At 67.4% G+C, this 9,450-nt stretch carries 7 protein-coding genes and 6 pseudogenes; 7 read left to right on the top strand and 6 right to left on the bottom strand.

Features of this window, described 5'->3' with window-relative positions:
• Together AC2TEW_RS37615 and AC2TEW_RS37610 are read right to left on the bottom strand one after the other, a co-directional pair.
• Window positions 1-1,068, bottom strand: a 1,068-nt coding sequence (locus AC2TEW_RS37615; RefSeq protein WP_484627636.1) for an IS256 family transposase, incomplete at its 3' end; no start/stop codon positions are given.
• A 199-nt stretch (window positions 1,069-1,267) separates the two neighbouring features.
• Window positions 1,268-2,110, bottom strand: a complete 843-nt coding sequence (locus tag AC2TEW_RS37610) for a helix-turn-helix transcriptional regulator (protein WP_484627708.1) — start codon at window positions 2,108-2,110, stop codon at window positions 1,268-1,270.
• A 316-nt stretch (window positions 2,111-2,426) separates the two neighbouring features.
• On the opposite strand from AC2TEW_RS37610, the gene AC2TEW_RS37605 reads away from it, so the two are divergent.
• On the top strand, window positions 2,427-3,797 hold the full coding sequence (locus AC2TEW_RS37605; protein WP_484627707.1) for an MFS transporter: 1,371 nt from the start codon (window positions 2,427-2,429) through the stop codon (window positions 3,795-3,797).
• A 157-nt stretch (window positions 3,798-3,954) separates the two neighbouring features.
• Window positions 3,955-4,152: pseudogene (locus AC2TEW_RS37600) on the top strand (IS6 family transposase); the annotation flags it as partial.
• A 152-nt stretch (window positions 4,153-4,304) separates the two neighbouring features.
• Here the strand turns inward: AC2TEW_RS37600 and AC2TEW_RS37595 are convergent.
• Window positions 4,305-4,661, bottom strand: a complete 357-nt coding sequence (locus AC2TEW_RS37595) for an ArsR/SmtB family transcription factor (RefSeq protein WP_484627706.1) — start codon at window positions 4,659-4,661, stop codon at window positions 4,305-4,307.
• Between the two features lie 42 nt (window positions 4,662-4,703).
• Here AC2TEW_RS37595 and AC2TEW_RS37590 point away from each other — a divergent pair, with 42 nt between their 5' ends.
• The 4 genes and pseudogenes from AC2TEW_RS37590 to AC2TEW_RS37575 all read left to right on the top strand — a co-directional run.
• Window positions 4,704-5,840 (top strand): cation diffusion facilitator family transporter, encoded by a 1,137-nt coding sequence (locus AC2TEW_RS37590; protein WP_484627705.1) that lies wholly within the window; start codon window positions 4,704-4,706, stop codon window positions 5,838-5,840.
• A 137-nt stretch (window positions 5,841-5,977) separates the two neighbouring features.
• Window positions 5,978-6,121: pseudogene (locus AC2TEW_RS37585) on the top strand (IS6 family transposase); the annotation flags it as partial.
• A 230-nt stretch (window positions 6,122-6,351) separates the two neighbouring features.
• Window positions 6,352-6,711: pseudogene (locus AC2TEW_RS37580) on the top strand (transposase family protein); the annotation flags it as partial.
• A 24-nt stretch (window positions 6,712-6,735) separates the two neighbouring features.
• Window positions 6,736-6,870, top strand: a pseudogene (locus tag AC2TEW_RS37575) (IS6 family transposase); the annotation flags it as partial.
• 66 nt (window positions 6,871-6,936) lie between these two features.
• On the opposite strand, the pseudogene AC2TEW_RS37570 reads toward AC2TEW_RS37575, so the two are convergent.
• The 3 genes and pseudogenes from AC2TEW_RS37570 to AC2TEW_RS37560 form a co-directional block, all read right to left on the bottom strand.
• Window positions 6,937-7,062: pseudogene (locus tag AC2TEW_RS37570) on the bottom strand (IS3 family transposase); the annotation flags it as partial.
• Window positions 7,063-7,359: 297 nt separating this feature from the next.
• Window positions 7,360-8,751: a ricin-type beta-trefoil lectin domain protein gene (locus tag AC2TEW_RS37565; protein ID WP_484627704.1), complete on the bottom strand. Its 1,392-nt coding sequence runs from the start codon at window positions 8,749-8,751 to the stop codon at window positions 7,360-7,362.
• A 228-nt stretch (window positions 8,752-8,979) separates the two neighbouring features.
• The gene (locus tag AC2TEW_RS37560) at window positions 8,980-9,189 is read right to left on the bottom strand and encodes a hypothetical protein (RefSeq protein WP_484627709.1); all 210 of its coding nucleotides are present in this window, start codon (window positions 9,187-9,189) and stop codon (window positions 8,980-8,982) included.
• On the opposite strand from AC2TEW_RS37560, the pseudogene AC2TEW_RS37555 reads away from it, so the two are divergent.
• Window positions 9,185-9,450, top strand: a pseudogene (locus AC2TEW_RS37555) (DDE-type integrase/transposase/recombinase); the annotation flags it as partial. The gene AC2TEW_RS37560 and the pseudogene AC2TEW_RS37555 overlap by 5 nt on opposite strands.

The following is a 9,450-nucleotide window of genomic DNA, read 5'->3' as shown; positions in this document are numbered from 1 at the left end:
GTTGAGGCTCTCGATGGCGTTGGTGGTGCAGATGATCTTCCGGATCTCGGTGTCGAAGCCGAGGAAGGGCACCATCTCGGGCCAGGCCCTCTCCCAGAGTTTCACCACAGCCGGGTAGTTCGCCTCCCAGGCCGCGGTGAATTCGGCGAACCGCTCCAGCGCCGCGGCCTCGTTCGGCGCTGTGTAGACCGGCTTGAGATCCCTGACCACCGCCGCCCAGTCCCGCTTGGACGTGTAGCGGAACGAGTTCCGCAGCAGGTGGACGATGCACGTCTGGACCACGGTTTGCGGCCAGACCTGCGCGACCGCGTCCGGCAGCCCGGTCAGTCCGTCGCAGACCAGGATCAGGCAGTCCTTCACGCCGCGGTTCTTGATCTCGGTGAGGACCGACTGCCAGTACTTGGCTCCCTCGCCGCCGCTGGAGGTCCACAGGCCCAGGATGTCGCGGTAGCCGTCGGCCGTGACGCCCAGGACCACGTAGACGGGCCGGTTGGCGACCTGCCCGTCGCGGACCTTGATATTCACAGCGTCCACGAACAGGACTGGGTAGACCGCGTCGAGCGGGCGGGTCCGCCAGTCGGCCATGCCCTCCAGGACGCGGTCGGTGATCGTGGACACGGTCTCCTTGCTCGTCGCCATTCCGTAGACCTCGGCGAGGTGCGCGACGATCTCCCCGGAGGTCAGGCCCTTCGCGGTCAGCGACACGACCAGGTTGTCCAGGCCCTCCGTGCGACGCGCATGCCGGGGCAGAACCTTCGGTGTGAACGTCCCCGACCGGTCCCGGGGCACCTCGACGGTGACCGGGCCGGCCTCGGTCAGCACCGTCTTGGACCGGTAGCCGTTGCGGGCGTTCCCGCCCTTGCGGGCACTGCGGCCCAACTCCGCGGAACCGGCCAGGTGCTCGTCCATCTCGGCTTCCAGAGCCTCCTGGAGCAGGTGCCGGGTCAGCTGTTGCAACAGCCCGCCCTCACCGAGCAGCTGCATCCCGCCGGCCCGGGCCTGCTCGGCCGCCAGCTCGGCCACGGACGCCACCACGTCCGACCCGCGTGTGTCTCTCCTGGAACCCATGTCCAAGGCATCGGCCGTTTCCGTCTCCGCCGCAACCGTTCCCTCAGGAACCGACTCGATCCGGTGATCCGTCAGCGAGCTCATCAGTGACTCCCTTGATCAGGGTGTCCACCGAAATTCTGATACTCCCCCAGCTGGCAACGGGGTAACTATCGTCCTGCCTTGCCGCTGTCTGTCCGGGCTTCTGGGGCCTCCCTGGTCAGCGTTCGGCTGCGGCCTGCTTCAGTGCCTTGTGGGTGGGGGAGTCCTCGTCCGCGGTGAGGACTACGAGTTCGAGCATGTGGGTGCCGGGGATGACGTAGGCGGTGTAGTCCAGGTCGAGTCGGCCTGCCTGGGGGTGGAGGAATCCGTGGGTTCCGGTGGTCGGTCCGCGTACGTCGTGTTCTTCCCAGATCGCGGCGAACCGGCTGCTGTGCGCGGTCAGGTCGGCCACGAGCTGGCGGCCGCGTTCGTTGTGCGGATCGGCGGCCGCCGCGTGACGCAGGCGGTGCACGTTGCTGCGGGCCGTCGTCTCCCAGTCCGCGAGGAGCTGGGGTGCGCGGGGGTCGCAGAAGGCGAACCAGGCGAAGTTCCTGTGCTGGGCGGGGAGCTCGGCGAAGTCGAAGAGCAGCCAGGCTTCGGCGTCGTTCCAGGCCAGAATGTCGCGCATCGGGCTGACCACGTGGGCGGGCCACAGGGTCAGTGAGTCGAGCAGCCTCAGCGTCGCATCCGGCACGTCGGGGGCTGTGGCGGTGTCCGGGTCGCCTTGGTGTGCCGGGCTTCCGGCGCCGAGGTGGTGCAGGTGTCGGCGGGCGTCGTCGTCGAGTTGCAGGGCGGTGGCGAGGGCGTCCAGGACGTCGGGGGATGGGTGGCGTTGGCGGCCCTGTTCGAGGCGGGTGTAGTACTCGGGGCTGATGTTGGCCAGGGCTGCGACCTCGGCTCTGCGCAGTCCGTTCAGCCGGCGGGTGCTGGTCCGGGGCAGGCCGGCGGCTTCCGGGGTCAGCCGGGCCCGGCGCGAGCGCAGGAAGTGGGCCAGCTCGGGCAGTGCTGCGGACGGTGCCATACCTCGAGTATCAACCCGCCCCGCCGCTGGGGGTGGCCCTACCGGGGCCACCCCCAGCGGTGCCTGCCCTCGGCGGTGTCTCGTCGCGCTTCGCGGTCCGGCGCAGACTTGCGGCAGATGGTGCCCACGACACAGGCCGTCCTTGTCATCGACGGGCCGGATCTCCTCGCGCCGGAGGTCCGTCCGCGTCTCTCTTCCTTGGAGCTCGCACATGCCCGCACGTCCCAGCGAACCGCTCTCGCCCTCCTCTTGCCCGCCGGTGTCCGGCGGGCAGGCAACGCGCACCCGTTCCGGGGCGCCGGTGCCTGCCGGTCCGGTGCTGGTTCGGTACGCGCCCCTGGCGGTGCTGAGCGCGGCGGCGGGCCTGGACGCCGGCGGTGTCGCCGTGCTGAACAGTGCCCTGCCCTCGATGGGCGCGCAGTTCGGCACCTCGGCGCAGAACCTGTCCTGGGCGGTGACCGGCTACGCGCTCGCGTTCGCCGGCCTGCTGCTGTGCGGCGGAGCGATGGCGGACCGGCTGCGGCGCCGCCGCGTACTCGTCTGGGGCCTGGCGACGGTGGCGGCGGGCGCCGCGTTCGCGTTCATCGCGCCCGCGTTCTGGATGGTGGTGGTGGGGCGGGTGCTGCAGGGAGCGGGTGCGGCGATCACCATGCCGGCGGCCACGGCCCTGCTGACCTCGGTGTATCCCAGCGGTCCGATGCGCTCGCGTGCCCTGGGCGTGTTCTCGGCCGCGCAGGCGGGATGCTACGGAGCCGGTCTGGTGTTCGGTGGTGTGGTCACCAGCGCGTTCGGCTGGCGCTGGGTGTTCGCCTTGCAGGCCCTGGCGGCCGTGATCGCCACTGTGGCCGCGGTGCGGTGGCTGCCGCTGGGCCGGCAGCACCGTCGGGGCCGCCTGGACCTGACGGGGGCCGGCGCACTGGTGGCGGCGATCGCCTTGACCGTCCTGAGCGCCGACCTGGCCTCGCGCCCCGGAGGCGGACTGCTGGCGGGGGCGATGGTCGTGGGCGCCGCGGCCACCGGATACCTGTGGTGGCGCCGCGGCCGAACCCGCGCCGGGGATGCGGCCCTGCTGGACCGGAGCCTGCTGCGTATACGCGGCGTGCGGAGCGCGGCGGTGGTGGCGAGCGCGTTCTACTTCTGCGTCACCGGCTCGCTGTTCCTGCTGCCGCTCTACCTCCAGCAGGTGCGCGGGATGTCCCCGGCCTCCTCCGGCCTCGCGATCCTTCCCGTCAGCCTGGCCGTCGCCGCCGCCGCGCTCATCTCCGGGCGCCTGATGAAAACCCGCGGACCACGCCCGCTCCTGATCACCGGCATCCTGCTCACCGCCACCGGCGTGCTGCTGTGGTGCACGGCCGGGACACACACCCCCTACGGAGGCGCAGTCCTGGCCGGCCTGGTCGTCACCGGCATCGGACAGGGCCTGGCCTTCCCCGCCATCACCGCAACGGGCCTGCGCGACGTTCCCGACCAGGCCCACGGCACCGCCTCAGCCGTCACCACCACCGCCCTGCAGATCGGCAGCGGCATCGGCCCCACCGTCCTCGCCGGCATCGCCCAAACCCTCGGAACGGCCGGACACACCAATCTGTCGCTGCCCGGCCACCACCTCGCCTACACCGCGGCAGCCGGCCTCCTGCTCCTCATCGGCCTGCCAACAGCCGCCCACCTCAACAGGAGACACAACTGACATTCTGCTCCCGCCGACGGTTCGGCAAGCGCTCAGACGTGGCAGCAGTAGTGCTACGCCTGAGCGCCGGGCTTCGCATATCCTCCGCGGGCACTGTCACGTTGTTGGTGGCGGGGTGGGATGATCTTCGGGTTGGTCGTACCGAAGGGGCTTGTCCGTGTCGTCCACGCCGCCGTCGTACAGCAACCACCGGTACCCGGTGGAGGTCATCTCGCACTGTGTGTGGCTGTACTTCCGGTTCCCGCTCAGCTTCCGCGAGGTGGAGGAGCTGATGCTCGAGCGCGGCGTCGTCGTGTCCTACGAGACGATCCGGCGCTGGTGTCTGAAGTTCGGGCAGACCTGGGCGAACGTACTGCGTGATTTCACCGGGTCGTATGGGCGCCACTGGTCCGGTGGAAGTCGGTACCAGGGTTGGGCCGTTCGTGGCGGCGATGTACCGCGCAGAGGTCCGGCTTTTCCGGCGAGATCGGGAGCCACTGATCGGGTGATTCCCCTGGGTGAGTGGGCTCAGTCGTGGGGTGCCAGGTGTCGGATCTGGTGGTCGGCGGCGTTCAGGGCTTCGGTGACGAGGCGGCGCAGGTGTCCGTGGCGCAGGGCGTAGATGACGTGGCGGCCTTCTTTGCGGGTGGCGACGAGGCCGGCCAGGCGCAGGCGGGCGAGGTGTTGACTGACGGAGGTGCGGGTGGCGCCGGTGGCCTCGGTCAGGGTTGAGACGTCGGCTTCGCCCTCGCCGAGGCTCTGGAGCAGGGACAGGCGGGTGCGGTCTGCAAGCAGCCCAAGGATCTCGGCGGCGGTGGTCAGCCGGTCGTTGCCGGGCAGGTCCGGCGGGGTCGCCTCGAGAGTAACGTCCACATGTGCGTTCATATGCACATGATGCTACCGTCGGGATGTAGCGTCCAGTCCGATATGCCCGGGAAGGGTGTGAAGAGCGTGAGCGATCTCCAGCACGACGGCCGGCCCCACCGCCACGAGGCCGGCGGCGGCCACACCCGCGACAGCCAGGGGCACGGACACGATCACGGGCATGCCCCTCACTCCCGGGGGCGCCTCGTACGGCTGCGCCATCAGCTGGCGCACTTCGTGACCCCGCACAGCCATGAGGCGATGGACAAGGTCGACTCCGCGATGGAGACCTCCCGACAGGGCATGCGCACCCTGTGGTTGTCGCTCGGCATCCTCGGGGTGACCACCGCCATCCAGGCCGTGATCGTCATGCTGTCGGGGTCGGTGGCGCTGCTGGGCGACACGATCCACAACGGGGCCGACGCGCTGACCGCGATACCCCTGGGCATCGCCTTCGTCATGGGGCGGCGGGTGGCGAACCGCCGCTACACCTACGGCTACGGCCGGGCCGAAGACCTGGCCGGGATCGCGATCGTGCTGACCATCGCCGCGTCCTCGGCGTTCGCGGCCTACGAGGCGGTCGGCCGGCTGCTGAACCCGCAGCCCGTCTCCCACCTGTGGGCGGTGGCCGGCGCGGCCGTCGTGGGGTTCATCGGCAACGAGTGGGTGGCCCGCTACCGCATCACCACCGGCCGCAGGATCGGCTCGGCCGCCCTCGTCGCCGACGGGCTGCACGCCCGTACCGACGGCTTCACCTCCCTGGCCGTCCTCCTGGGCGCGGGCGGCGTCGCCATCGGGTGGCGCTGGGCCGACCCCGTCATCGGCCTCCTGATCACCGCCGCGATCCTCCTGGTCCTCAAGGACGCCGCGCGCGAGGTCTACCGCCGCCTCATGGACTCCGTCGACCCCAAGCTCATCGACACCGCCGAGACCGCCCTGCTGGAGGTCGACGGCGTCCAGCACGTCGGCAGCGTCAAGATGCGCTGGATCGGCCACACCCTGCGGGCCGAAGCGAACATCGTGATCGACCCCGACATCACCGTCCACCAGGGCCACGCCATCGCCGTCGACGCCGAGCACGCCCTCATCCACGTCGTCCCCCGGCTCACCGCGGCCACCGTCCACACCGACCCCCACGCCGCCCACAGCCGCCCCGACCCCCACACCCGACTCCGCCACCACAGCGCCGCCTCCGCCTGACGGGGCCTCCGCCATACAGCGCAACGTGCCCGCCCAAGCCGAGAGCCGGAATCCACCAGTGGTACCCGATCTCGCCGGAAAACACCTGGTGCCCGAGCTCACCGGAAACGTGGTGCCCGACTACCCCGGAAAACTCACTCGCCGCGTTCAGCGGCATCTCACCCCACTTCCGACCCGGCCGCCACCTCCTCACCGCCGCCCGCTACCGCCTCGAAATGATCATCCGCTTCACCATCTGGAACCACATCACCGGTGCCACCGGCCTGCCCACCACGGCCTGAACCAGCACCCGGCCTGAGCCCGACACACCCCGACACGACGTCAGACGATCAAGCACCCGACAACGTGACAACGCCCCCGGCCGGTAGCCGCCGGATGTCCCGGCCCGTCCCAGCACCTCCGCGACATGCCCCCACCAGGCGAAACAGGGTGGGACAGTCCTAGGACAGTCCCAGACCCGTCCCAGCAAAACGCCCGAAACGGGCACCATGAGACACGAGTAGGACAGAGCTTGGGCGAGGGTGACTTCGTGATCGTGGACGGGACGCTAATCCCGACCGGCCGGATCGCCGCGGACGAGCCGTACCACTCGCAGAAACACAGGAAGCACGGGATGAACGTGTAGGTCATCGCCACGCCGGACGGGACCCCGCTGTGGTTCTCCCGAGCTCTGCCCGGCCGCACCCACGACCTGACCGCCGCCCGTGCCCACGGCATCGTCGAGGCCTGTCTGACCAGGGAGATCCTGGCTCTGGCCGACCGCGCCTACCAGGGTGCCGGCGCGGCTGTCCGCACCCCCTACTACCAGTTCGACGAATTGCCCGACCACTACAAGGAGTACAACCGCGACCATGCCCGTCTACGCGCCCCGGCCACCAACAACGTGACAGCTCCGTTCAGCGGCATCTCACCCCACTTCCGACCCGGCCGCCACCTCCTCACCGCCGCCCGCTACCGCCTCGAAATGATCATCCGCTTCACCATCTGGAACCACATCACCGGTGCCACCGGCCTGCCCACCACGGCCTGAACCAGCACCCCCATCGGGGCCCAGCATGCCCCGACACGGCGTCAGACGATCAAGCACCCGACAACGTGACAACGCCATCGTATGGCCGTCTCGCCGCAGCTCGGCGTGCACGCGCGGGGCGCCGTAGGCGCCCCGGGAGGCGGCGTAGGCGCCCCGGGAGGCGGCGTGGATCTCGCGGATCCGACCGGCCAGCTCGTCCTCGGCGCGCTGGCGTTCGGCGGCGGCGGGCCGCGCGGCGAGCCACGCGTAGTAGGTGGAGCGGTTGACCCCCAGGACACGGCACAGCCGTGCGACGCCGTAGCCGTCGGGGTCGCTCAGCGGGGGAACTTCAGAACACCGAAGCTCCTTTGGGGTAAGCGACTCGAGAGATCACTCACCCCAACGGAGCTTCGGCCTATCCGGTCACACCAGGCCTGACCAGCGCATTCACAAGATCACATCGACCTTGCAACAGCCCTGCATCCCACCCCGTCCACAACGTGACAGCGCCTACGAGACTGAATAGGGGATCCATGACTGAGTAGGAACTTCCCTACATTCGGCGATGACAATTTTCTGCCCGCGCCCCGGCTCGCCGCGTTCCGCGTCAAGGCATTTTCCGCTCTCGATATTGATGAACTTCCGGGGAGAGTAGTTGTCAGCGTTCTGGCCTATTTTCTTCGGATCCCATAACTGATGCGATGCGCCAATGCAGTTACCAATCACGACCGGGCTCCCATTTTCTTTACCTGCGTTCTCGGTATCAAGACATAGGCGCGAGTCCCGGGATGTATACGTAAAGCTATCCAGTTTTCCGGTGATGCGACTGGGGTCATCGTCCCAAACCTGCCGCCTATCCTTTGTATTGCACGGTTCTGCGGTCACGGGGTCGCCGTTGTATGTGCCGGTGGCCGACAGGCACAGACCGGATTCGTTGCGCCACAGGTGGCCGGGGCGGACAGCTCGCTGGAGAGTGTCCCGGTAAGCCCCGTGCCCATCGAAGCCGGGATGATAAAGGCCCGCAAAGCGTGCAGAGATCTTGTCGATACGGTCGATGGGCACGCCGACGCTCTCCAGGGGATTTATCCACGGCTTGCTGTCGCACATCCTATGCCCCTCAAAGGCCGGATTGACGTCAGAAAATGTGAATCCGGGGCGATTTCCGATGGCCGAATCTATTGTTTTATTAAGGCTATCTACGACCTCATTTGCGAGCTCCCGAATTCCCAGGGGGAATCCCGCACACTCGCCACTCTTGCCAGTATTGTATATTTTGGGATATCCGAGGACGTAAACTCGGGCCTGGGGAGCCTTTGCTCGGAGTCGGTCGTAGGAGGCCGACAGGTTTTCCTGCAGGTGCCGTGCGGAATTCTTTGCGATTGTCAGGTTTTCGGTGCAGGTTGGCATGCTCTTGGAGAATACGTACTCCAGGGAACAGTCCATGAGGATGTTTTTAAAATTTAGGTCATTGCCGCCGAGAGTGAGGTAAACTTGGGTCGCGAAGGGCAAGTCCGGCTCATTTAATTGAATGTCATTGAATCTCGATATAGTCTCCCCACCGCAGGCGACGTTCTTGAATGCGGCATCGGGATTGACTGCTGAAAATCTCTTCCCATATGAATTGTTGCTTCTCAGGCAATAATCGGCATCCTGGCCCTTGTACTTATCCGGAATAGATCTATCTACTCTATACTCATCTCCGGCTCCGATTCCAGTTGTATAGGAGTCTCCCATTGCGAAGTAGAAATCTCGCAGCCCTGCGGCAGAATTGGATGCCTCGGCCTGCGAGAGGGAAGCGGCCGTCTCGGGTCCCGAGTTGGCGAACGCGGAGGATTCCCCAACGGTTAGGAGTGTCATTGCTGCCGCTGCAACAGCCGCGAGCTTGAGTATATTATTTCCCATTTAAGAGAATTTTCCATTCTGGCAGAATGAGGAATATCCGACCTGGTCAATATTTACCGAAGAACCTTTACAGAAGCTCTTCTGCCCCCTAGAGCTTGCCGCAGAAGTCGGTGAGCGGATAGGTCGAGGCGTGGAGGGTTATTCACAAGCCCAGGTTGGTGCCCGCCCTTGATCTGCAGCACCGGCCCCGCTCTGTACCGGTGGTTTGTTAAACCCAATGCCGTTGATTTAGGGGTCGGCCGGGGCCTGGAGGGCAGGGATGACCTTGACGGCCTGGGTGGGTGTCCTGGTCGGCTGCACCGGTGGCGTTCGGTCGGGTCTCCAGGATCGGAACTTCGACATCTTGCGCTTGACCTGCCGCAGGACGGTCCGCAGCCGTCGCGGCGGGTTGAGCTCCTGGTGGGGCTCGGCGATGAAGTGGGCGAGAACGCCCCTCAAGGAGACCGGCACGGTGCCGCGGGTGATCGTCACCGACAGGCTCAAGAGCTACGGCGCCGCCCGCCGCGAGGTCATGCCCTCGGTCGAGCACCGCTCCCACAAGGGCCTGAACAACCGGGCCGAGAACAGCCACCAACCCACGAGCAGCGCGAACGCGCCATGAAGGGCTTCCGATCGGTCGGCGCCGCGCAGCGGTTCCTCGCCGCGTTCAGCGGCATCTCACCCCACTTCCGACCCGGCCGCCACCTCCTCACCGCCGCC

It is taken from the genome of Kitasatospora sp. NEAU-CNBT7 (assembly GCF_057220535.1).
The sequence above is the reverse complement of the archived record's forward strand: the minus strand, read 5'-3'. Positions and strand labels throughout refer to the sequence as shown.